We start from the raw sequence: 21,857 nt of genomic DNA on the forward strand, positions 1-21,857 counted from the left end.
ATGGGGGCTCTTCCGCGAGGTCCCTCTCGCGGAAGGTTTCGCAAAGGTACACCCGGCGTCAACGCCTTCGGTTCTGAGATTTTTACTTCGTAGCTGGCAACGGACCTCTGTTGTCTGTGAGTTTGAGATTTACCCCATGTCTGATCTGGAAAACCGCCGCGAGCGGCTGGAATTCAACAAGCTGCAAAAGCGCCTGCGCCGCAATGTGGGCAAGGCGATTGCTGACTTCAATATGATTGAAGAGGGCGACAAGGTGATGGTGTGCCTGTCCGGTGGCAAGGATTCCTATGCGATGCTGGAAATCCTGATGAACCTGCAGAAGACCGCGCCGGTGCACTTTGAGCTGGTGGCGGTGAATATGGATCAGAAGCAGCCCGGTTTTCCCGAGCACATTTTGCCGGAGTACCTGCAGTCCGTGGGGGTGCCTTATCACATCGTGAACAAGGACACCTACAGTGTGGTGAAAGAGGTGGTGCCGGAGGGTAAGACAACCTGCGGACTCTGTTCCCGCCTGCGTCGCGGTACGCTCTACGGGTTTGCCGAAGAGATCGGCGCGACCAAGGTGGCGCTTGGGCACCACAAGGACGATATCGTCGAGACACTGTTCCTGAATATGTTTTACGGCGGCCGTCTGAAGGCGATGCCACCGAAGCTGCGGGCGGATGACGGGCGCAATATCGTGATTCGTCCACTGGCCTATTGCCGTGAAACGGATCTTGTCGATTTTGCCGAGTACAAACAGTTTCCGATCATTCCCTGCAACCTGTGCGGTAGTCAGGAGAACCTGCAGCGCCAGGCGATCAAGGGCATGCTGAATGATTGGGACAGGAAGTTCCCGGGGCGCAGCGACAATATTTTTGCCGCGCTCACCCGGGTCTCGCCGTCACAGCTGGCGGACCGGGATTTGTACGATTTTGAGAGCCTGGAGCTGGACCGCTCTAAACCCGCGCCTGCGGTCGACGCGCGTTCGATCGAGCAGTCGGTGGACTCGTGGATTCCCGACGATGCCCGCGAGGAGGAGACGGCTGAGCCTGCGCAGCCGATGTATATCGAGGCGCGGAACCTTTAACCGGGGCGAGTTCCTCTTCCTCGATCAGTAAGGTATCACTTTTTGCAGCCGTGGCATTTGCCGCGGCTGTTTCGTTTTCAGGCAGGGCGTTTTTTTCGGGTTTGATCAGCTTGCTGTAGCTGTTAACAAAATCCCGCAGGCTGGCGCTGGGCCCGTGGTGGAAGTGTTTTTTCCACAGTTTGGCCATCTTCGGAAGATCGCCGCTCTCCACTTTTTCTACTCCGGCGGCTCGGTATACCAGCCAGGCGATTGCGGTGGCGTAACGCAAGTTGGTGGCTAGTTCCGCGTGGGGGTGCTGTAGGAAGTCGCGCTGGCTGGCCAGCCCACGTACTTTGGAGGCGAGTGCGGGGAAGTTGATCAGGTATTTGTCCCAGATCTGGCGATGGGTACTGGGCAGTATCTGAAAAATGCCCATACCGTGGCGAGTGCCCAGCTTGAGGTGAAACCCGAGCTCGGACTCCTGTGCGGCGGTGCCCAGAAGCAGGGCTTCCATCCCGGGTGACCAGGCGCGCAACTGCTTCAGAGTGGGACGAACGACGAGCAAGCGTAGTTCGTCTAGACAAATACCCATAGTGCTTTTGATATTCCCTTACTGCCTTGTCTGAAAATGCCGCTCCGTGACGTTTTCAAAGGTATGCTTTAACGCAACTTACACCCTTGGTTTAGTTTGTGGATTGAGCAAACGCCAGCGAATGGGTAGATTTACGCGCAATAAAGACCGATAACGACGGATTCAGCTTATTCTTCTGCGAAGTGCGGCTTAATCTGCCAAATCTGACGGGGAACCCCAAAAATGTCCGGACAGTGGCTTGTCGCCTTAACGTTCATCGCTTACCTGGCTCTCATTCTCGCGATCGGTGTTTACGCCTATCAGCGCACCAAGGATGCGAGCGATTACTTTCTTGGTGGTCGCTCACTGCCGCCGGCGGTTGCGGCGCTCAGCGCCGGGGCATCCGATATGAGTGGCTGGTTGCTGCTGGGGCTACCCGGCGCCGCCTATGCCAGTGGGCTTTCCTCCGCGTGGATCGCCATCGGCCTGTTTACCGGTATCGTGCTGAGCTGGACCACCATGGCACGACGACTGCGCATCTACACCTATGCGCTGGACGACTCGCTCACGGTACCGGCCTATCTGCACCGCCGTTTTAATATGGGGCACCCCTATCTGCGCACCCTTTGCGCAGTATTCATCCTGCTGTTTTTTCTGTTTTATGTGGCCTCAGGACTGATTGCTGGCGGGAAATTATTCGAAACGGTTTTTGGCTGGGATTACCAGTGGGCCGTGGTGATCGGCGCAATTGCGGTGATTTCCTACACGTTGTTCGGCGGCTTTCTCGCGGTGAGCTGGACGGATGTATTCCAGGGGCTGCTGATGAGCCTCGCGCTGGTGATCGTGCCGGTGATGGTGATCTCGGATGAGGGTGGCCTGGGCAATGCGGTGGGGTTGATGCGTGAGCAGCACCCGGAGCTCATGCACTGGATGACCGACAACACCGGCACTGCGCTCGGTATGGCGGCCATTTTGAGCTCGCTCGCCTGGGGATTGGGGTATTTCGGGCAGCCGCATATCCTGGCTCGCTTCAAGGCCCTGCGCCATCCGGACGATATGCCGGTAGCCGCAACAGTAGCGGCGGTGTGGTCGCTGGCCGGTTTCCTCGGCGCCATGTGTGTCGGCCTTTTCGGGCATCTCGAATTGAGCCAGGCGCTGCCGGATGGCGAGCGTATCTTTATGGCGCTGGTGGAATCCCTGTTCCATCCCCTGGTTGCGGGTATTCTCCTCGCCGCGATTCTGTCGGCCATCATGAGTACTGCGGATTCGCAGCTACTGGTCTCTTCCGCGGCGCTGGCGGAGGACATCTACCATGTCTGGTTTGGCAAGAAGGCTTCCTCTGAAAGCATTGTGCAGGTTGGCCGCTGGGCGGTTGTTGCGCTGTCGCTGATTGCGGTGGGTGTGGCCATGGACCCGGACTCCAAGGTACTGGACGTGGTGGCCTATGCCTGGGCAGGGCTCGGTGCGGCTTTTGGCCCCACGATACTGATCAGCCTGTACTGGTCGCGGATGACCGGAACTGGTGCGATTGCGGGGGTGCTCGTGGGTGGTATAACCGTTGTTGTATGGAAACAGCTGTCTGGTGGCATCTTTGATATATACGAGCTATTACCGGGCTTTGTGCTCTCCGCAGCTGCTATTGTTTTAGTAAGTGCTGTGACGCATTGCCCTGAGGAAATATCAACGCGCCACCGTCAGTTGCTGGGGCAAAAGCAGTAGCCTGATCACAGTACACGTGCAGGATTGCGCATTTGATCGGTGGTGCCGCGGCTGGAGTATGTAGAGTGATCGAAGTACACCTAGGTGATATCACTCGGTTGCATGTGGATGTGATCGTCAATGCAGCCAACCAGAGGCTCCTTGGCGGTGGAGGCGTGGATGGCGCCATACACCGCGCTGCCGGTCCAGAACTGCTCGAAGCCTGTCGCCAGATCGGTGGCTGCCCCGCCGGGGAGGTGCGCGGAACTCCCGGCTTCCGCCTACCGGTAAAACGCATTTACCACACCGTCGGTCCCGTATGGCGAGGGGGCAACCTAGGTGAGCCGGAGTTGCTGGCCGCCTGTTATCGCCAGTGCCTGGCGCTCGCTCGCCGGGAAAACATCCATTCCATTGCCTTCCCCGCCATTAGCTGTGGTGTTTACGACTACCCGCCGGAGCTCGCCGTAGAGATCGCCGTAGAGCAGGTGCAAAACCATCTCGACCGCGATGACGGGCCTCGCCATGTTATTTTCTGTTGTATCGATGACGACATGGCCGAATTGTATCGAATGCAGTTGGATGCCTGTGTGCGACGCTGATGCTGCTGATACTTTAGGAACGCATTAAGCGGGCACGAACGTAGTAATCATTGCTGTTGTTAAATTTTTTCTCTCAAAACTCCGCAATTATCGCCATTCATCTCAGCGCCCGGCTACGCCGGGCTGTGCTCTTCTTTTCGAATTCTTCCCCTACGGATTGACTCAGAAAGAGCGGTCCAACGCCTGCGTCCAGAAAGGAAATTCCCGGAAGAACTTGAGCCGGAAGCCATCTGGTCGTGGTTTCGGTTATCAGGCAACGCAACTAACCACTGTCGATCGAATAGCGTGACCGTTTGGTCGGTCTGGGTTCTGCTGTACCATTCCCCAAAGCCAATCGAATAACAACCAAGGCGAGGAATAGCCATGCGTACAGCAGAGCAGTGGTTTAGCGAATACGGTGAGAGCCACCAGAATGCCACCAACAAGGCGATTCACTGGGTCGCGGTTCCGTTGATCTACCTGACCGTAGTGGGGCTGTTCTGGTCCATTCCGCAGCCCGAGTGGATGGCGTCGCTGCCCTGGTTGAACTGGGCGATAGTCGCGTTGATTCCCTCAATGCTCTTTTACATGGTGATGTCATTCCCCCTGGCGCTGGGAATGATTGCGCTCTCGCTACTTTGCCTCGGTGCGTGCAGTGCGCTGGAAAGGGCGGGGCAGAGTGTATTTTGGTGGTCCCTGGGGGTGTTTGTGGTGATGTGGATCTTCCAGTTTGTAGGGCACCATATCGAGGGCAAGAAACCCTCATTCTTCAAGGACCTCCAGTTCCTGCTGATCGGCCCGGCCTGGGTGATCGGTTTCCTCTATCGCAAGCTCGGGATTTCCTACTGAGCGATGCCCACAGGTAGCAGCGCGCTGCTACCTGCATGACTTTCCTTTCAAAAGCTTAGTGCTGTGGGGGCTGCTCAGGCTCACCCGCGGAGCCTGCCTGCTTTTTGCGTTCTTGGCCGTGAATCTTTTCGCGAGCTCCCTGCACAATCTTGAAGAAGATTGGTACCAGCAGGGTGCCTGCAATACATGCCATGATGGTACCCCCCATCACTGCGGTGCCGAGGGACACCCGGCTGGCCGCACCGGCACCCGAGGCGATTACCAGTGGAATGGTACCTACCACAAATGAAAGGGTGGTCATGATGACGGGACGAAAGCGCAATTTGGCGGCGGTAATGGTCGAATCGTGCAGGGACAGATGTTCCACTTCCCGCTGCGATTTACCAAACTCCACAATCAGGATGGCGGTCTTCGCGGCGAGCGCGACCAGTAGAACCAGGCCAATCTGCCCATACAGGCTGAGTGGCTCTCCGGCAATCATCAGCGCGGCGATGGCGCCGACAATGGCGATGGGAACCGACAGGATGATCGCGAATGGCGTCATGAAGGATTCATACAGCGCGGCCAGGAAAAGGAAAGTGAAAATCAGCGAAAGCACCAGGGCGATGGTGGTGGCGTTTCCTGCTTTGCGCTCCTCGAAGCTGGAGTCGGACCAGTCGTACTTGAAGCCGCTGGGCAGTGTCTCTTGTGCCACACGTTCGAGCGCATTCATCGCATCGCCAGAGCTGTAACCTCCCGCAACATTGGGGCCTCCACTGATTTTGACCGCGTCATAGGTGTTGTAGCGCTTGAGTGTCACCGCACCGAGAATCGGCTCGGTACTCAGAATAGCCGGTAACGGAACCGGCTCGCCTTTGCTGTTGTTTATATAGATCTTCTCCAGATCTCTCTCCTGCTGCCGGAACCTGGAATCGGCCTGCACCATGACCTTGAAGGTTTTGTTGTACAGGTTGAAGTCATTGACATAGATGGCCCCGAGCTGGGTTTGCAGCGTCAGGAAAATATCGCTGATTTTTATCCCCAGTGTCTTTGCTTTCACTCGGTCAATATCCAGGCGGATCTGGGGCGAACCGGCCTTGAAGATAGAGAAGGCGCGGGCGATTTCCGGTTGTTCGGTGGCCGCGGCGGAGAAGTCCTGCACCACTTTGAACAGCTCCTGGGCACCGACTCCCTGTGTATCTTCCAGCATAAATGAAAAACCGGCCATGGCGCCGAGCCCTGGAATCGCAGGGGCGCCAAATACCAGCACCTCGGCCTCGGGCAGCTGGGCAAACTGGGCCAGGTACTTCTTCTGCAGCGCCTGCTGGGATTCTTCCCGGGATGTGCGTTCATCCCAGGGTTTCAATTTGGCAATGATCATGCCCGCGTTGGATGCCAACATGGCATTCAACAGGCTGAAACCGTTTACCGACAGCACTTTGTCGATCGCGGGGTCCTGCATGAGGACCTCATTGATCTCATCGATGACCGCAGCCGTGCGGTCCAGTGCGGCGGCTTCGGGCAGTTGCACGTCGACCATGAAGAAGCCTTTATCCTCATCCGGGATAAAGCTTTTTGGTACGGACTGGAACATCAGAAACAGGCAGGCGAACAGCCCGGCAATGATGACAAGGCTCAGTAATATATGGCGGGCGAGCCAATCCACAATTTTTAGATAGCCGCTGGCGACTTTTTCAAAGCCCCAGTTGAAGCCGCGGATTACTGCGTTGGGCTTGTGGTGTCCCTCTTTCAGTACGGTCGAGCACAATGCCGGGCTCAGTGTCAGCGCATTGATCATGGAGATCAGTACCGATACCGTAATGGTGGTGCCGAACTGCCCAAACATGCGCCCGGTCATCCCCGGTAGCAGCATGGTTGGCCCGAACACCGCGAGCAGAACCATGGAGGTGGCGACAATGGGGCCGGACACCTCACTCATGGCCTTGGCCGTGGCCGCGCGTTTGTCGAGACCTTCCTCGTGCATAATGCGCTCGACGTTTTCGACCACAATGATGGCGTCGTCCACCACCACCCCGATGGCGAGGATCAAACCGAACAGTGTTACGGTGTTGATGGTCATGCCGAGGGCGTAGAGGACGCCGAGCGTGCCGATAATGGATACCGGCACTGCCAGGGTCGGTACCAGTGCGGCGCGCACGTTCCCGAGGAACAGGTAGGTCACGATAATGACCAGGATCACTGTCATGATCAGGGTCATGACGGTTTCTTCCAGGGATACGGCAATAAACTCGGTGGTGTCGTGGCCGATGACAGCTTCAACGCCCTCCGGGAAATACTGGGAAAGCTCTTCAACTTTGGCTTTTACATTTTCGGCCACTTCCAGCGCATTGGCGTCCGACAACTTGTAGATGGCCAACAGGACGCCAGGACCGTTGTTGTACTCGCCATATCCCTTGTAGACCTGCGCGCCGAGCTCCACCCGCGCAATATCCTTGACGCGCACGACGCCGCCCCTTTCATCGGCGCGCAGTACGATGTCGCCGAACTCTTCCTCCGAGTTCAGCCGGCCCTTGGTGGTGAGTACGTACTGAAACTGGGTGGATTCGGGCGAAGGTGGTGTGCCGAGCTGGCCCACTGCGGCCTGGATATTCTGTTCCCGGATCGCCCCGAGCACCTCCGGTACAGATATTTCCAGGTTCGCCATCTTGACCGGGTCGAGCCAGATACGCATGCCGTAGTCGAGTGGGCCGATGATTTTCGCCTCGCCAACACCCGGTACCCGCGCCAGTTCATTGAGCAGGTTGAGGGAGGCGAAGTTGGAGAGGAAGACCCCGTCAAACCGCTCGTCCGGAGAAAACAGGTTGACCACCATCAGCATGTCGGAGGAGCGCTTGCGCACCTTGATGCCGCGCTTCAATACTTCCGGAGGCAGGGAGGGTTCTGCCAGTGCGACCCGGTTCTGCACATCCACCTGCGCCATATCGGCATCTGTGCCCATATCGAACGTCATGAACAGCGTGTAGGTGCCATCGCTGCCCGAGTTCGAGGTCATGTACACCATGCCCTCGGCGCCGTTTACCTGCTCTTCGATCGGTATCGCAACGGCATTTTTCACTGTCTCGGCATCGGCACCGGGATAAACGGCTACCACTGAAATTTTCGGCGCGGCAATGTCTGGATACTGGTCCACCGGCATCACGATCGCCGCGAGTGCCCCCATGAAGGTGATCAATATGGCGATCACAAAGGCAAAGCGCGGTCGTTTGATAAAGAGGTGGGTATTTTCGCTCACAGATCAATATCCCGCGCTACTTGCCAGTTTCGTAGGGTGTGTAGACATCGCCCGGCTGGTTGCGCTGTCTCGCCTCCATGTTCGACCTCTGGTATTCCCGAAATGCCTCCTGCTCCTTGCGCAGCTGCTCGCGCAGGGAGTAGGGTGGAGGTCGCAGATTGGCTGGCGCCGGATCCTCGAGCTGCTTGATGTCTACTGCGGTCACCTCTACCGCGTCGCCAGGACTGACCTTCTGCAGGCCCTCAACGAGTACCTGGTCTCCCACTTTGAGCCCTTTGCGCACCGCCCAGTTTGGCCCTATGCGCAAACCCACTTCGATATTCGCCCGCTTGACCTTTTTTTCTCGATCCAGCAGGTAGACGTAGTGCCCCTGCTGATCCTGAGAGACTGCTTTCTGAGGAATGACAATGCGTTCGACCTCTTCCAGCAGCTTGCCATGCAAGGTCACATTCTCTTCGGGAAGTAGCATGCCGTCGGGGTTGTAAAACAGGACCCGGGCGGCAACAGTCCCCCGCGTGGCGGCAGCAGTGGAATCCCAGGAAAAGAACTCCCCCTTGTACGGGTACACGGTATCCCCCGGTAGCACGATATAGAGTTCCATATTGGGAATGGCGCGCCCCTGCAGCCTCAGTTTTTCCACCGCCGCGTAAAACTCGTTGTAGGCCTTTTGGCCCACATGAGCGAGTACATAAACCGGGTCAATCTTGACCAGTTCGGTAATTGGCACTGAGTTGGGGAGAATGAAAAAGTCACCCACCGCGTAATTCGGGTGTCCCACGCGCCCGGAAAATGGTGCGACGATCGAGGTGTGCGAGAGGTCCTCCCTTGCCTGATTCAGTGCCGTCTGGGCAGTATTCAGCTGTGCCTCCGCTGCCTGTACAGCGGCTTTTGCCGTATCGAAGTCTTTCGCTGAAATGTACCCCTGTGGACGCAGGTTGCGCGCGCGGTCGAAGTTGGCTTTTGCTTGCTCGTAATTGGACATGGCCTCTGCAATGCTGGCCTCCGCAGTGGCTACTGCGGTCTCGAAAGGGTAGGGGTCGAGCCTCACGAGTTCTTCGCCCTGTTCGAAATATTTTCCGGGCTCGATGTTCTGGTAGAGGATTCTCGAGGCGACGATGGGAAATATCTGCGCCGTCTCCACGGCTTCCACCACCGCCGGTACTTCAAAGCTGGGTCTGAAGCTGACGCGCTTGGCTTCCACAACTTCGACTTTTTTCGACGGCACCGTAGGTTTGGCGGCCTCTTTGTCGCCGCAGCCAACCGTCAACAGGAAGACAACGAAAACAAGGTTCCGCCAGTGAGGGTTGCTACGCAGAGATTGGTACATCATTTCCCGCAACTTGAGTGAATAGACCTATATCTATCAATCCTAGTGGGCGGGACGTCGGGTGGTGAACGGTGGCCCAATAGTTGGCGCGATATTGGTTTATATCTTCGCTTTAAACGTCAGCGGTTGTAGTGCACGGGTACTTCCAGGGTTTCTTTCACCTGCTCCATTACCACGTAACTGGTGCACTCCTGCACCTCCGGCAGGGTGAGCAGGGTCTCACCGTAAAACTTCCGGTAGGCGCTCATATCTGCCACCCGCGCCTTGATCAGATAGTCAAAGTTTCCCGATACCAGATAGCACTCCTGTACTTCCGGGAGCGCTGAGACCGCGTTGCGGAATTCTTCGAAGGCGTCCTGGGCAGACCGGTTAAGCCGGATCTGGACGAACACCACCAGCGCGGCGTCCAGATACTCCGGGTTGATCAGTGCGGTGTAACCCTGGATCACACCGTCCGACTCCATCTTTTTTACCCGCTCGACACAGGGAGTGGCGGTAAGGCCTACCTGACGCGCCAGCTCGGCATAACTGGTACGGCCGTTTTTTTGCAGTACGCGCAGGATATTGCGGTCGATGGTGCTGAGTTCACTGGCGCGGCGTTTCATCGGTTCCTTCTCTTTTCTCGATGTAAATGACTGTTTGGTATCGCTGAGTTGCGAGCGGCGTATGGCACCGCAGTTTCCGGGGGAATCTGCGGCTTGACTTGGCTACAGCGCAATTATCAGTTCTGTATGGCTAAAAAGTGGCCTTTTGCGCCAGTTAACCAGTTGATTCCACTAATGATATTTGAAAATGTGCAGAAATCCACTCGAAAGTGGCGCCTATACTGCGGAAATCCAACAAAAGAAGGGGCGCGCGTGATTGCGCTCACAGAGTAATCGAGGAGATACGTTATGTTGATCGGTGTACCAAAAGAGATCAAAAACCACGAGTACCGTATCGGTCTGACTCCGGCCAGCGTACGTGAGCTGGTTGGCCACGGCCACGACGTAATCGTGCAAAAAGACGGCGGTTCAGCCATCGGCTTTACCGACGAAATGTATGAGCAGGCGGGTGCCAAGATCATCGACAGTGCGGAAGAGATCTTCGCGACTGCAGAGATGATCGTTAAGGTGAAAGAACCTCAGCCGCACGAGTGCGAAATGCTGCGCCCCGGCCAGCTGCTGTACACCTACCTGCACCTCGCGCCAGATCCCAAGCAGACTGAGCTGCTGGTTAAGTCCGGTGCGACCTGTATCGCTTATGAAACCGTAACCGACCGCTTTGGCGGCCTGCCGCTGCTGGCGCCGATGTCTGAAGTTGCCGGCCGTATGTCCGTACAGTGTGGCGCGCATCATCTGGAAAAAGCCCAGGGTGGCCTCGGTGTACTGCTGGGCGGCGTGCCCGGTGTAGCGCCGGCGAAAGTGCTGATTATCGGTGGCGGTGTTGTGGGTACGCAGGCGGCCAAGATGGCTCTGGGTATGGGCGCCGATGTGACCATCCTCGATCGCTCCCTGCCGCGTCTGCGTCAGCTGGACGATATCTTTGGTGGCGCTGTGCGCACTGAATACTCCACCAACGACGCAATCGAGAAGCACGCGCTGGAAGCGGACCTGGTTGTCGGCGCGGTGCTGATCCCGGGCGCTGCAGCACCCAAGCTGCTGACTCGCGACCATATCAGCCGCATGAAGAAAGGCGCTGTTGTAGTGGACGTGGCGATCGACCAGGGCGGTTGTTTCGAAACCTCCAAGGCGACCACCCACCAGGAGCCGACCTACGTGGTAGACGGCGTGGTGCACTACTGTGTAGCGAACATGCCGGGCGGTGTTGCCCGTACCTCCACCATGGCCCTGAACAACGCCACCCTGCCATTCGCAGTGGCACTGGCGAACAAGGGCGCCAAGCAGGCACTGCTCGACGACGCCAACCTGCTGGAAGGCCTGAACGTGCACGCCGGTATGGTGACCTACAAGGCAGTGGCGGATGTACTGGGTTACGAATATGTAGATCCGAAACTGGCGCTGCAGAAATCCGCAGTAGATTCTGACGTGGCCGCTTGAGGCTGCGCAAAGAACGGAACAATTAATTTTCAGTTCTCTTTGGGGCGTCCCCACGCCCCGCTCTGTGAGACCCGGCAGTGTCTGTAACTGCCATTGCAGCCGCGCTTTTTAGCGCGGCTTTTTTATTGCTGCAAAAAAAAGTTCGGGAAGGGGAGAGAGGGTTGGTTACCGGCCGGGAAACAGGCGTGCCAGCAGCACCGGCAGCGCAGTTTCCACCCGCAGGATTCTCGGCCCCAGATGCACGGACTCGAAGCCGGCTTCCTGAAGCCTCTCCACCTCATAGGGTATGAATCCGCCTTCCGGTCCCACCGCCAGCGTGGTCTGATCCGGGATGTCGACCGGGCAGGGGGTGTCGGTAACCGGGTGCGCCACCAGCTTGCGGGATCCGGCGGCAATTTCGGGCAGCTCGTCCTCTACAAAAGGCTTGAAGCGCTTGCGTAATTCAATTTGTGGCATTGCGGTATCCACCGCCTGCTCCAGCCCCAGCACACACTGTTCCCGCAACTTGCCCTCGGCCAGCCAGGGACTTTGCCAGTAGGATTTTTCTACCCGGTAGGCATTGATCAGATACAGCTTCTTTACCCCGAGCGCGGTGGCATGCTGGATGGTGCGCTTGAGCATCTTGGGGCGGGGTAGTGCAAGGATCAGCGTGAGAGGCAGCGGAGGTGGCGGCGCACGATGCAGTGAGACTTCGAGGGTGATGTGCGTGTCGCTACGCTCGACGACCAGGCCTTCACCGATCTGTCCGTCGAGCAGGCCAACCTTCAGTGTGTCGCCCACATTAGCGCGGTGCACCTCGGCAATATGCTGGAAGCGACGTTCGCGGAGGGTGGCGACGGCCGGTGCGCCTGCCTCACCCGATGGACCGGCTTCAGGAAAATCGCCGGGCTCTAGAAGGATCAGGTTCACGACGGTTCAGCGCTTCGCGGAGGCGACGGCCCCCTTGCCGATACCCTCAAAGGCGCGGACGCGAACCTCCTGCCCTGGGTGTTCAGCGGCAAGCTGATCGGCGATGTACTGCGCCAGCTGCTCGACGGTGGTATCGCAGTCGAGGACTTCACAGCGTTCCACGGGGATGGTGAGGGTGAACGCCCCCTGATGCGCGCGGTAGGCAAAGTGCAGAATTCCTCCGGCTTCCTTCTCCAGGTCTTCGCGTGTACCCAGGTAGATATCTTTCCAGCGCTTGGCCCATTGCGCTTCCAGCTGCGGGCTGCGCTGTCCGTCCACATCAATGCGGATGCGTGAGCGGTGGCCATGGGCGATACGTTGGCAGTTGCCGTCGTGCTTTTTCAGACCGTGGCTGTAGTGGTAAAAGGGGGTGTCGATGGGTTCGCTGGTGAAATCCAGCTGCAACTGGTCAACGCTGGTCGGAAAAATACCGTCCAGTTCGCCAACGCACCAGGCCGCCACCGAGTCAGGCGTTATCGACTCTACCGCTACCAGGGCAAACGCCTGTGCGGGCCCGCTCACCGAAATAATGTCGCCACCGTCCAGCTTCCAGTCCAGGTGGATACCTTCCTCGTTCTGCTTCAGTGCCAACAGGGGTGACAGGGTTGGTACCAGCAGGCGGTGATCCAGCTCCGTATCCAGCCAGGTTCGCAGGGTCTTTTTGACGATGCCGAAATCGCACACCATGCCCTGGTGATCCAGTGCGCCGTCGAGTGCGGCATTGGCCAACCAGGTTTCACCAACAATGCCGCGGCTGCGGTGGAGATAACTGAAGTCCACGTTAGTAAGGCTGTCGACGAACAGGTGCATAGGCTTTCCGGCTAGAAACTGGTAGAGACGTGGTTGAACAGCCCGGATTCAGGCGCGGCACAGTATAGCTTTTTGCCATGGTGATTTGGCGCTTTCACAGGAGGATTTTCCAGCGGGAGTCCGCTGCTGGAAGCGGAGTGCAAATTGGGGCTGGATACTGGCGCCACGAGTCTCTATAATCGCGCCCTCTTCGAGCGCAGGTCCCTCAAGCCATGTAGGCAGGCAGCAATGTCGGGGCGGCGGTGTTGGCGATCGCATCTTTGCGGTGCTAGCCTGAGTGCTCGAGCGTGATGGCGGCCCTTCCGGTCTCCTCGCAATGATCAGCTGTGAACCCCGCCAGGCCCGGAAGGGAGCAACGGTAGCAGTGACATCATGTGCCGGGGGTGTGCTGGTTGGGCTGCCTCCAATTTCTTCAGGACATCTCGTCCCCGCCCATCCTTCCTGTATCTCTCTTTCTACGTTTTTCTCCGTGTATATCGGCAGTCGTCGGTTTCGCTTTCGCGGGGCTGTGTACTTTCTGTTCATTTATTGTTGTGGCGAATTTGCCGCTTGGCGCTCTTTGCGAAATTTTTCTCCAAAATGTGGGTTATGTGGGGAATTTTATGCCGATGTGCTACCGCGATCCGTGGCCTCATCCCGCTATTTGAGGACCGTGTGCTATAAATCGCGACAGTAAACGTTTTTCTCTTCGCCCGTTCCCGGGCCGTCCCAGCAGATATTTCAATAATTCCACCAGAGGATGCCGATGAAAAAATTAGCCTTGGTTATCGCCGTTGCCGTTGCCGTTGCCGCTGCGGCTGGCTGTGATAACGGAAACGACAGATCTGAAGCCCAATCGCCCGCGCCATCTTCCGCCGCAGAAGTTTCCTCCGGCGCGGATAGCACCGAAGCGAGCGCTGCCGCCGAGGCCGGTAGTACCAGTGATGCTCTGGACGCCGAGGGTGCCAAGGCCTTTTTACAGAGCGCGCAGGATCGGCTGGAGAAGGTGGCAGAAGAGGTCAGTCACGCGAGTTGGCTGGCCTCCACCTATATCAACGTCGATTCTCAGTTCACCGAGGCGTTGGCCGTGGAGCGCTATACCGGTCTCGCGGTAGAGCTGGCGCAAGAGGCGGCAAAGTTCGATGACGTGCAGCTGGACCCGGAAACCCGCCGCATGCTCACCATGCTGAAGCAGGGGCTGGTATTTCCTGCGCCGAACGATCCCAAGCTGACGGCGGAGCTGGCGCAGATTGGCTCGAAAATGCAGGGAATGTACGGGGCCGGCAAATACTGCCCGGATGAGAGCGCCGGCGAAGACAGTGCTACGGGTGAAGATAAAGGTAAGTGCTACACCCTGACGGAGATGGGCCAGATGATGGCCAACAGCCGCGATCCCGAGCTGCTCAAAGATCTGTGGGTTGGTTGGCGCAAGGTATCGCCGCCGATGAAGCCGTTGTACGAGCGTCAGGTGGAAATCGGCAATGCCGGTGCGAAAGAGCTGGGGTATGACAACCTCAGCGTAATGTGGCGCTCCAAGTACGATATGCCGGCGGACGAGTTTGCGGCCGATATGGATAACCAGTGGGGCAAGGTAAAGCCGCTGTATGAAGCCCTTCATTGCCATGTTCGAGCCAAACTGAATGAACATTACGGCGACGAAGTCGCCCCGGCCAGTGGCAAAATTCCGGCGCATCTGTTGGGCAACATGTGGGCGCAGCAGTGGGGCAATGTGTACGAGATCGTCAAAGACGATGATATGGAAGCGCCTTACGATCTCACCAAGCTGGTTGTGGATTCCGGCATGAGTGAAAAAGACATGGTAAAGGCGGGCGAGACCTTCTTTACCTCTCTTGGATTCAAGCCTCTGCCAGAAACTTTCTGGGAGCGTTCCCAGTTTGTGCAGCCCCGCGACCGCGATGTGGTGTGCCACGCAAGTGCGTGGAACCTGGATGGCCAGGATGATATCCGTATCAAGATGTGCATCAATAAAACCGGCGAAGACCTGGTAACCATTCACCACGAGCTGGGGCACAACTTTTACCAGCGGATCTACAACCAGCAGCCTTTCCTTTACAAGGAGGGGGCTAATGATGGCTTCCACGAAGCGGTCGGGGATACCATTGCCCTTTCCATTACGCCGAAATACCTGAAACAAATCGGTTTGCTCGATGAGATTCCCGGTGAAGAAAAAGATATCGGATACCTGATGCAGCAGGCGCTGGACAAGATTGCCTTCCTGCCATTTGGCCTGCTTGTGGACAAGTGGCGCTGGCAGGTATTCAACGGCGAGGTGGCGCCGGGGGATTACAACAAGGCCTGGTGGAAGCTGCGTGAAGAATATCAGGGCATCGAAGCGCCGGTGCAGCGCAGTGAGGCAAACTTTGATCCCGGTGCGAAGTATCACATTCCGGGCAATACGCCATATTCCCGTTACTTCCTCGCGCATATCCAGCAGTATCAGTTCCATCGTGCGCTGTGTGAGGCAGCGGGTGAAACTGGCCCGCTGCACCGCTGCTCCATTTTCAAAAATGATGCGGCAGGTAAAAAATTACGCAATATGCTCGCGATGGGTGCCAGCAAGCCCTGGCCGGATGCGATGGAAGCACTCACCGGGCAGCGTGAGCTGGACGCGTCAGCCATTGTCGACTATTTCCAGCCGCTGATGGCCTACCTGCAGGAGCAGAACAAAGACCGTCAATGCGGCTGGTAACGGCGGCAAGTGTGTGGGTGGCCCGCGCGATTCGAGTAATTCACTAGCCACAAGGCGTGCTCATTGATTGAGGCTATTGACTGTATATTCACAGCCAATGGCCTCTGGGGTTTGAAAAGGATTCTTTGACCATAGTATTGAGAGTGACTTGATATGAATCAGGTGAACTGCCCTTTGGGGTTTGATCATCTGCATGAATTATCCGGGGATCGCCAATCGGCGCAGTACTGGCCAGGCACATAGCAAGCCCCGATCAACGGAATAAACTCGAGCCAAAAAAGAGGTTGCTAATGAGCAATATTGATATCGGTATTGGTGAAAAAGATCGCGAACAGGTTGCAGAGGGACTGAAGCGTCTGCTTGCTGATTCCTACACGCTGTACCTGCAGACCCATAACTTCCACTGGAACGTTACCGGTCGCCTGTTCCGCGAGCTGCACCTGATGTTCGAAGAGCATTACACCGAATTGGCTGTGGCTGTAGACGACATCGCCGAACGCATTCGTACCCTGGATGTCGTCGCTCCGGGCACCTACAAGGCGTTTGCCGAACTCAGTTCGATCAAGGAAGTGGAGGATGTGCCCGCTGCCGAGGAAATGGTGCGCATCCTGACGCAGGGTCATGAGCAGGTCGTGAAGACGTGTCGTGAAGTGCTGAAAGCGGCGCAGGACGCGGACGATGAATCCACTGCGGCACTCGTCGGCGACCGCATGCGGGTGCATGAAAAAACAGCGTGGATGTTGCGCGCTACCGCCGAGTGATTATTCGCGCTGTCGATACGAAAAAACCGGCCAAAGGCCGGTTTTTTCGTATCTGACTGGTTGATTATTCCGGTCAGCTTTCCGGCTTCTTCGTCCGTCTCTTTCGCCTCTCTCCTTCGCCTCTCCTCTATCCCATCCTGTTCCTCAGGCTTGTTTCAGCCCCGCTTTTAAGCGTAGTGATTCACGCCACATTGCGACTTTCTCCAAATCTCCCCTTGCATACCATTACTGTGTGGTGCACAGTATTTACTGTGTGGCACACAGTATGGGGGTGACAGATGGGACAGGCACCGGAAAAACTCGACAGGTTGGTGATGGAAGTGCGGCGGGGTGCGCTCACCCTGGCGGTGCTGCTGGCGCTGCGCGAGCCGCACTATGGCTACTCCCTGCGTAAAAGCCTGGGGGCAAAGGGGCTGGACATCGACGAGGGCACACTCTATCCGCTGCTGCGCCGTCTGGAAGACCAGGGGTTGTTGCGTAGCCACTGGCAGCAGCAGGAGGGGCGCAAGCGACGTTTCTACCAGATCGACGAGGGGGGAGAGGTTGCGCTCGCACAAATGCGCGCGGAGTGGCGGGGACTGAACCATGTGATTGGCCAGCTGGGTGGATAGCCGACGGCGCCTGGATGACGGAATACGAAATGATGGAAAAGCAATTCGAGGAACACAGCATGGACTGGTTGCAGCGCTATGTAGATAACGTACGCACATACTTGCCGGCGCGGTTGCGCGAAGACGTGGGCAATGAGCTTTATTCGGGGCTGCAGGACCAGTGCGACGAACTGCAAGAGTCCCTTGGCCGTGCACCTACGGAAGACGAAGTTTTGGTGCTCCTGAAAGAAAAGGGACACCCCATGGCTGTTGCTGCAGGTTACCAGTCCCGTCGGACTCTGGTCAGTGAGTCATTGTTTCCGGTGTATCTACAGGTGTTGAAGTGGACTCTGATGGTGATTGCAGTAGTGAGTGCCATCGACGTAGTTGCTTCGTTTGCTTCCAGTGCGGAGCCCAATCTTATTGGCGCAGCCATAAGCTGGCTGGCCGGGCTGTATGAAAGCGGTATCCACTCTTTTGCCTGGGTTACACTGGTCTTTTATCTTGTCGGGGAAAGCCAGAATTACCGCAAAGTATTCGCGAACTGGAACCCGCGCTCGTTACCCCGCATTGCCGATGGTGGCCGCCGCATCCAGCGTTTTGATTCCGCTGTGGAGTTTGTTGTCACCCTGTTGGCGCTGGCCTGGCTCAACGATATATGGCTGTTACCGGGGCCGAGCGTTGGTGCTGCGCTGACGTTTTCCGGTGCGTTTGGCGCCTTGCTACCATGGCTGAATATCGCCCTCGCAGGCAGCGTATTGATGTCGCTGGTGACGCTGCTGTCTCCCTATTGGACACAACCGCGGCTACTGATTGATATCGGGCTGAATATATACTGGCTCGTTTTACTGGCTCTACTCATCAATATTTTTCCACCCTTTTCCATCACCTGGAATGGTGGGGAAAACTGGCAGCCGAATCAGGCCAGTTGGCAGGTGGGCGTTGGTATTGTCACCGCTATTACCGCATGGGATCTGTTGAAAAATCTGCGGGTATTGATGCGCGTATGGGCAGAGCAACGAGCGCTTTAATTTCCCTCTCGTTGTAATCTGGTTCCTCCGGGTTAATCTCCGGTGGCGGTCGCTTTAAATGCGGCCGCCGCGGTGGAGAGGCCGCCGCTACTGCGGGTCAGGATGCCGACCTGGTGCACCACTTCCGGTGTGGTCAGACGTTTACACTCCAGCCCGTAGTCGCGCATCTGCTTCTCACACAGGCTGGGGACGGCGCTGACACCGAGTCCGGACTGCACCAGTCTGCCAATCGTGCTGAGCTGGTTGGCTTCGCACAGGAGGCGGGGAGGGTGTTCCCCGGAATTGGCTTGTGCGAAGGCGGCATCCGTCCATCGCCGCACCGCAGATCCCCGATTCATGGCAATGAATGGTTCTTGCGCAAGATCCTGCCAGCGCACACGTTCCTTCTTGCCGTACCGGTGCCCCGGTGGCAGTACGGCGATAAAGCGGTCGTCGGCGATGGGGGTAAACGCGAGGTTGCCGAGATCGTCCGGGCGGAAACTGATCCCCAGTTCGGCGCGCCCGTCCTGCACCGCGCTCACCACCCGCTCCATCACAATGTCCTCCAGCACGATATTGATATCCGGGTGTCGCCGATGAAATCTTTCCAGCAGAGCGGGTAACTGATTCAGGGCAAATGCCGGAATGGCAGCAATCGACAGCTGGCCCTGCTGTAGCCGGAAGCGCTGTTGCACCGCGTCCAGGGTACTGTCCCAGTTGTGGAGCAGCTGTTGGGCGCGCTCTACAAACTGGGCGCCCTCTGGCGTCAGCACCAGTTGCCGTCCGTCGCGGCTGAACAGATGGCCGCCCAGGGACTCCTCAAGGCTGCGGATGGCAATGGAAATGGCCGGCTGTGAGACATGCAGCTGTGCACTCGCCTCGGCCAGGCTGCGGGTACGGGCCACGGCAGCGAAGGCCCGTAGCTGTTTGATGGTCGCGCTCACTGTTTGTTCGCCTCGGCTGGCTCTGTGCCCGGCTGGGGTGCGATCTCCCCCCCTCGCCTGGACCTGTTAAAGAAAACTTAATAGATGTTAATAAGTTTAAAATAGTCTTAACTGTTAGACCAAGGCATGATTGCTCTGATGGCGAGAGCGCGAATAATGGTCAGCCTGTATCGCGCCACCGAGCGCACCGAAGCGTGGGGGCTAATCCCGCCAGCGGCGCTTCCTAAACCAATAACAAACGCCATACTTGCGGAGTGTATCCGCCTGCAGGTTCCGTTGAGTAAACATCAGAGAGTTTTGTCCCGATGAGCAATCCAGTAGCGCCTCTTTGGCAGCCCACCCCTGAAGCCGTAGCCGCCACCCAGATGGATCAGTTTCGCCGCCGGGTGAATGAGAGCCATCAGCAGTCCCTGCCGGATTACAGTGCCCTGTATCAGTGGTCAGTGGACAACCGGGAGACTTTCTGGGGCGAGCTGTGGGATTTCGGTGAAGTTGTCGCCAGCGCGCGCGGCGAGCGGGTGCTGGGGAAAGACGCCATGCCGGGCGCAGAGTGGTTTCCCGATGCACGACTGAATTTTGCAGAAAACCTGCTGCGTTTCCGCGATGACCGCGTTGCGCTGATCGAGCGTCTGGAAAACGGCGGCCGCCGCCAGCTCACCTACGCGCAGCTGTTCGAGGAGGTGGAGCGCCTCGCATCGGCACTGGTTGGTGCCGGTGTCGGTAAGGGCGACCGCGTCGCGGGATTCATGCCGAATATCATGGACACCGTAGTGGCGATGCTGGCGACCACCAGCCTCGGCGCCATCTGGACCTCCTGCTCGCCGGATTTCGGTATTAATGGCGTACTGGACCGGTTTGGCCAGGTCGAGCCGAAGGTCCTGTTCGCCTGTGAAGGCTACTACTACAACGGCAAAACCATCGACTCCCTGCCGCGCCTGGCGCAGATCGTGGAGCAGATCGAGTCCATCCAGCAGCTGGTGGTGGTCCCGGTTGCGCGCGATGCCGTGCAGACTGCCGAGGCCATAGACGGCCTTGATCGGGCTATCACGCTGGGTGCCTTTACTGAAGCAGCGCCGGCGCGTGCGTTGACCTTCGAGCAGACGGAGTTCAACCACCCGCTGTACATCATGTATTCCTCCGGTACCACCGGCGTGCCCAAGTGCATTGTGCACGGGGTTGGTGGCACCTTGCTGCAGCATATTAAAGAGCACCGCCTGCACACGGACATCTCCCGCGACGACACACTGTTTTACTTCACTACCTGCGGCTGGATGATGTGGAACTGGCTGGTAAGCGGACTGGCCTGTGGCGCCACTCTGGTATTGTACGATGGCTCCCCGTTCTATCCCGCGGCCCAGTGCCTGTGGGATATGGCCGATGAAGAAAACATCAGTGTGTTCGGTACCAGCGCCAAATATATCGCCGCACTGGAGAAGGCGGGCTGCAAACCGCGAGAAACCCACAAGCTCGAGCGCTTGCGTGCAGTGCTCTCTACCGGCTCCCCGCTGGCGCATGAGGGCTTCCGCTACGTGTATCGGGATATCAAATCAGATGTGTGCCTGTCGTCCATCTCCGGTGGTACCGACATCGTCTCCTGCTTTGCCCTGGGTAATCCGGCGCTGCCGGTGTACCCCGGTGAACTTCAGTGCCGGGGGCTCGGCATGGCGGTCGAGGTATGGAATGACGATGGGAAATCAGTGCTGGAAGACAAGGGCGAGCTGGTGTGCGCCAGCTCCTTCCCGTGCATGCCCATCGGGTTCTGGAACGACCCGGATGGCAGCAAGTACCACGGCGCCTATTTTGAAAACTGGCCCGGCGTCTGGGCACACGGCGACTACGCGGAAATTACCGAGCACGGTGGCGTAATCATTTACGGTCGTTCCGATGCGGTTCTGAATCCCGGTGGTGTGCGTATTGGCACCGCGGAAATCTACCGACAGGTGGAAAAGGTGGAAGAGGTGCTGGACAGCATCTGCATCGGCCAGGAGTGGCGGGACGATGTGCGTGTGGTGCTGTTTGTAGTGCTGCGCGAAGGCCTGAGTCTGGATGACGACCTTATCCAGAAAATACGAACCACCATCCGAGCCAATACCACGCCGAGGCATGTACCCGCGAAAGTGATCCAGGTGACGGATATCCCGCGTACTATCAGTGGCAAAATCGTCGAGCTGGCGGTGCGCAATGTGGTGCACGGGAAGCCGGTAAAGAACCAGGAAGCGCTGGCCAACCCGGAGGCGCTCAAGCTGTTCGAAAACCTCCCGGAGCTCGCTGGCGAGTGATCGCCTCGGCGCCGAGGTTATACAGATAAACGCAGCAAGCCGGGTTCAGTAGCGCTGACCCGGCTTTTTGTTGCTTGTGACGCGTTTGTTCGGCATGGCGGCGCGATGGGGCTCCGAACTCGAGCCGACGGTTTATGCCGCTTTCAATGGGCGTTTAGCGTTGGCCTGACACATCTTTTCCTGCTCTTCTCTCATCTTCCTCAGGGCCATGCGGGTGAAATATCCGCCCATCACGCATACAAATGCGATTATGCCCAGGCTCAATAAGCCGGAAAAACTGGTGAAAAGGTCGATCATTGCGTCCATGGTTGCCTCCGGGGTTCATGGGCTCTTGCCTGATTGGCACAGCGGCTGGTCTTCCAGGCCACTTGTCTTTAACTCGGTCCAGTGTAAAGTGGCGCCCGCTGTCTCCCTTGATCCAGATCAACTCGATGTTGCTTTCCCGGGGGCGGTATGCTGCGGATGACGTTGGTGCCCGACATGC

17 protein-coding genes and 1 other RNA gene are annotated in these 21,857 nt (G+C 57.6%); 11 read left to right on the forward strand and 7 right to left on the reverse strand.

What is annotated here, in order from left to right; translation table 11 throughout:
• Positions 1–136 precede the first annotated feature (136 nt).
• The 4 genes from ttcA (at position 137) to GTQ55_RS05600 (ending at position 4,744) form a co-directional block, all read left to right on the forward strand.
• Positions 137–1,069 carry a tRNA 2-thiocytidine(32) synthetase TtcA gene (ttcA, locus tag GTQ55_RS05585; RefSeq protein ID WP_161857851.1) on the forward strand — a complete coding sequence of 311 codons (933 nt, stop codon included), beginning with the start codon at positions 137–139 and terminating at the stop codon, positions 1,067–1,069.
• A 793-nt stretch (positions 1,070–1,862) separates the two neighbouring features.
• Positions 1,863–3,338, forward strand: a complete 1,476-nt coding sequence (gene putP / locus GTQ55_RS05590; protein ID WP_161857852.1) for a sodium/proline symporter PutP — start codon at positions 1,863–1,865, stop codon at positions 3,336–3,338.
• A gap of 65 nt (positions 3,339–3,403) precedes the next feature.
• On the forward strand, positions 3,404–3,916 hold the full coding sequence (locus tag GTQ55_RS05595; protein ID WP_161857853.1) for an O-acetyl-ADP-ribose deacetylase: 513 nt from the start codon (positions 3,404–3,406) through the stop codon (positions 3,914–3,916).
• 363 nt (positions 3,917–4,279) lie between these two features.
• Positions 4,280–4,744 (forward strand): Mpo1 family 2-hydroxy fatty acid dioxygenase, encoded by a 465-nt coding sequence (locus GTQ55_RS05600; RefSeq protein ID WP_161857854.1) that lies wholly within the window; start codon positions 4,280–4,282, stop codon positions 4,742–4,744.
• A gap of 55 nt (positions 4,745–4,799) precedes the next feature.
• Here GTQ55_RS05600 and GTQ55_RS05605 read toward each other — a convergent pair whose 3' ends face one another.
• From GTQ55_RS05605 to GTQ55_RS05615, 3 genes are all read right to left on the reverse strand, one after another.
• Positions 4,800–7,976: an efflux RND transporter permease subunit gene (locus tag GTQ55_RS05605; protein WP_161857855.1), complete on the reverse strand. Its 3,177-nt coding sequence runs from the start codon at positions 7,974–7,976 to the stop codon at positions 4,800–4,802.
• 16 nt (positions 7,977–7,992) lie between these two features.
• Positions 7,993–9,306: an efflux RND transporter periplasmic adaptor subunit gene (locus GTQ55_RS05610; RefSeq protein ID WP_161857856.1), complete on the reverse strand. Its 1,314-nt coding sequence runs from the start codon at positions 9,304–9,306 to the stop codon at positions 7,993–7,995.
• A gap of 116 nt (positions 9,307–9,422) precedes the next feature.
• On the reverse strand, positions 9,423–9,908 hold the full coding sequence (locus GTQ55_RS05615; protein ID WP_078084911.1) for an Lrp/AsnC ligand binding domain-containing protein: 486 nt from the start codon (positions 9,906–9,908) through the stop codon (positions 9,423–9,425).
• A gap of 288 nt (positions 9,909–10,196) precedes the next feature.
• Between GTQ55_RS05615 and ald the strand changes: the two genes are divergently transcribed.
• On the forward strand, positions 10,197–11,342 hold the full coding sequence (gene ald, locus GTQ55_RS05620) for an alanine dehydrogenase (protein WP_161857857.1): 1,146 nt from the start codon (positions 10,197–10,199) through the stop codon (positions 11,340–11,342).
• Positions 11,343–11,507: 165 nt separating this feature from the next.
• Here ald and GTQ55_RS05625 read toward each other — a convergent pair whose 3' ends face one another.
• Complete coding sequence (locus GTQ55_RS05625) at positions 11,508–12,251, reverse strand: 16S rRNA (uracil(1498)-N(3))-methyltransferase (RefSeq protein ID WP_161857858.1); 744 nt, start codon at positions 12,249–12,251, stop codon at positions 11,508–11,510.
• Between the two features lie 6 nt (positions 12,252–12,257).
• Positions 12,258–13,100 (reverse strand): 6-carboxytetrahydropterin synthase, encoded by an 843-nt coding sequence (locus GTQ55_RS05630; RefSeq protein ID WP_161857859.1) that lies wholly within the window; start codon positions 13,098–13,100, stop codon positions 12,258–12,260.
• A 300-nt stretch (positions 13,101–13,400) separates the two neighbouring features.
• On the opposite strand from GTQ55_RS05630, the gene ffs reads away from it, so the two are divergent.
• From ffs to GTQ55_RS05655, 5 genes are all read left to right on the forward strand, one after another.
• Positions 13,401–13,497: signal recognition particle sRNA small type (ffs, locus tag GTQ55_RS05635), an RNA gene on the forward strand.
• A 348-nt stretch (positions 13,498–13,845) separates the two neighbouring features.
• Complete coding sequence (locus GTQ55_RS05640; RefSeq protein ID WP_183946721.1) at positions 13,846–15,789, forward strand: M2 family metallopeptidase; 1,944 nt, start codon at positions 13,846–13,848, stop codon at positions 15,787–15,789.
• A 290-nt stretch (positions 15,790–16,079) separates the two neighbouring features.
• A complete protein-coding gene (locus tag GTQ55_RS05645; protein ID WP_161857860.1) occupies positions 16,080–16,550 on the forward strand; it encodes a Dps family protein in 471 nt (156 codons plus the stop codon).
• A 278-nt stretch (positions 16,551–16,828) separates the two neighbouring features.
• Complete coding sequence (locus GTQ55_RS05650) at positions 16,829–17,161, forward strand: PadR family transcriptional regulator (protein ID WP_161857861.1); 333 nt, start codon at positions 16,829–16,831, stop codon at positions 17,159–17,161.
• Positions 17,162–17,190: 29 nt separating this feature from the next.
• On the forward strand, positions 17,191–18,171 hold the full coding sequence (locus GTQ55_RS05655) for a hypothetical protein (RefSeq protein WP_161857862.1): 981 nt from the start codon (positions 17,191–17,193) through the stop codon (positions 18,169–18,171).
• Positions 18,172–18,203: 32 nt separating this feature from the next.
• Here the strand turns inward: GTQ55_RS05655 and GTQ55_RS05660 are convergent, their stop codons facing one another.
• Complete coding sequence (locus GTQ55_RS05660) at positions 18,204–19,094, reverse strand: LysR family transcriptional regulator (protein WP_161857863.1); 891 nt, start codon at positions 19,092–19,094, stop codon at positions 18,204–18,206.
• A 365-nt stretch (positions 19,095–19,459) separates the two neighbouring features.
• On the opposite strand from GTQ55_RS05660, the gene GTQ55_RS05665 reads away from it, so the two are divergent.
• Positions 19,460–21,373 carry an acetoacetate--CoA ligase gene (locus tag GTQ55_RS05665; RefSeq protein WP_237567910.1) on the forward strand — a complete coding sequence of 638 codons (1,914 nt, stop codon included), beginning with the start codon at positions 19,460–19,462 and terminating at the stop codon, positions 21,371–21,373.
• A 132-nt stretch (positions 21,374–21,505) separates the two neighbouring features.
• On the opposite strand, the gene GTQ55_RS05670 is transcribed toward GTQ55_RS05665, so the two are convergent.
• The gene (locus GTQ55_RS05670; protein ID WP_183946720.1) at positions 21,506–21,679 is read right to left on the reverse strand and encodes a DUF3149 domain-containing protein; all 174 of its coding nucleotides are present in this window, start codon (positions 21,677–21,679) and stop codon (positions 21,506–21,508) included.
• Between the last annotated feature and the right edge of the window lie 178 nt (positions 21,680–21,857).

This window comes from Microbulbifer hydrolyticus (assembly GCF_009931115.1).
GTDB lineage: Bacteria > Pseudomonadota > Gammaproteobacteria > Pseudomonadales > Cellvibrionaceae > Microbulbifer > Microbulbifer hydrolyticus.

Coding starts and splice junctions, on each gene's coding strand:
- GTQ55_RS05670 (WP_183946720.1), bottom strand. CDS start 21,679: ATGGACGCAATGATCGACCTTTTCACCAGTTTTTCCGGCTTATTGAGC.
- GTQ55_RS05655 (WP_161857862.1), top strand. CDS start 17,191: ATGATGGAAAAGCAATTCGAGGAACACAGCATGGACTGGTTGCAGCGC.
- GTQ55_RS05630 (WP_161857859.1), bottom strand. CDS start 13,100: ATGCACCTGTTCGTCGACAGCCTTACTAACGTGGACTTCAGTTATCTC.
- ald (WP_161857857.1), top strand. CDS start 10,197: ATGTTGATCGGTGTACCAAAAGAGATCAAAAACCACGAGTACCGTATC.
- GTQ55_RS05650 (WP_161857861.1), top strand. CDS start 16,829: ATGGGACAGGCACCGGAAAAACTCGACAGGTTGGTGATGGAAGTGCGG.
- GTQ55_RS05645 (WP_161857860.1), top strand. CDS start 16,080: ATGAGCAATATTGATATCGGTATTGGTGAAAAAGATCGCGAACAGGTT.
- GTQ55_RS05600 (WP_161857854.1), top strand. CDS start 4,280: ATGCGTACAGCAGAGCAGTGGTTTAGCGAATACGGTGAGAGCCACCAG.
- GTQ55_RS05610 (WP_161857856.1), bottom strand. CDS start 9,306: ATGATGTACCAATCTCTGCGTAGCAACCCTCACTGGCGGAACCTTGTT.
- ttcA (WP_161857851.1), top strand. CDS start 137: ATGTCTGATCTGGAAAACCGCCGCGAGCGGCTGGAATTCAACAAGCTG.
- GTQ55_RS05615 (WP_078084911.1), bottom strand. CDS start 9,908: ATGAAACGCCGCGCCAGTGAACTCAGCACCATCGACCGCAATATCCTG.
- GTQ55_RS05665 (WP_237567910.1), top strand. CDS start 19,460: ATGGATCAGTTTCGCCGCCGGGTGAATGAGAGCCATCAGCAGTCCCTG.
- putP (WP_161857852.1), top strand. CDS start 1,863: ATGTCCGGACAGTGGCTTGTCGCCTTAACGTTCATCGCTTACCTGGCT.
- GTQ55_RS05640 (WP_183946721.1), top strand. CDS start 13,846: ATGAAAAAATTAGCCTTGGTTATCGCCGTTGCCGTTGCCGTTGCCGCT.